Source organism: Cupriavidus sp. GW823-FHT07A04 (assembly GCF_058794615.1).
On record NZ_JBXAHA010000062.1, the window covers coordinates 1 to 701 of the forward strand.

Consider the following 701-nt stretch of genomic DNA (forward strand, 5'->3'; position numbering starts at 1 on the left):
CCGGAGAGCACGGCGCGCTCATAGTCCAGGCCGCTCATCAGCACCTTGGCGCCCAGGTTCTCGCCGCCGAGGATGTTCTCCACCGGCACTTCCACGTCCTGGAACACCAGCTCGCCCGTGTGCGAGCCGCGCATGCCGAGCTTGTCCAGCTTCTGCGCCACCGAGAAACCCTTCATGCCCTTCTCGACGATAAAGGCGGTCATGCCGCGCGCGCCAAGGTCCGGCTCGGTCTTGGCGTAGACCACCAGCACATCGCAATCCGGGCCGTTGGTGATCCACATCTTGGTGCCGTTGAGCACGTAGTGGTCGCCCTTGAAGTCGGCGCGCAGCTTCATGCTCACCACGTCGGAGCCGGCGTTGGGCTCGCTCATGGCCAGCGCGCCGATCCAGTCGCCGCAGACCAGCTTGGGCAGGTACTTGGCCTTTTGCGCGGCGGTGCCGTTGCGGTGGATCTGGTTGACGCACAGGTTGGAGTGCGCGCCGTACGACAAGCCGACCGATGCCGAGGCGCGGCTGATTTCTTCCATGGCGATCATGTGGGCCAGGTAGCCCATGTTGGCGCCGCCGTATTCCTCCGCCACCGTGATGCCGAGCACGCCGAGGTCGCCCATCTTCTTCCAGGCGTCCATCGGGAACTGGTCGGTACGGTCGATCTCGGCCGCGCGCGGCGCCAGTTCGGCCTGCGCCCAGTTGCGCACGGT

Annotated in this window: 1 protein-coding gene; it reads right to left on the reverse strand. The window is 66.2% G+C overall.

Annotated elements, in window-relative coordinates; all coding sequences use genetic code 11:
• A partial coding sequence (locus tag AC1Q7Q_RS40385) for an acyl-CoA dehydrogenase family protein (protein ID WP_492387297.1) occupies window positions 1-701 on the reverse strand: 701 nt, incomplete at both ends.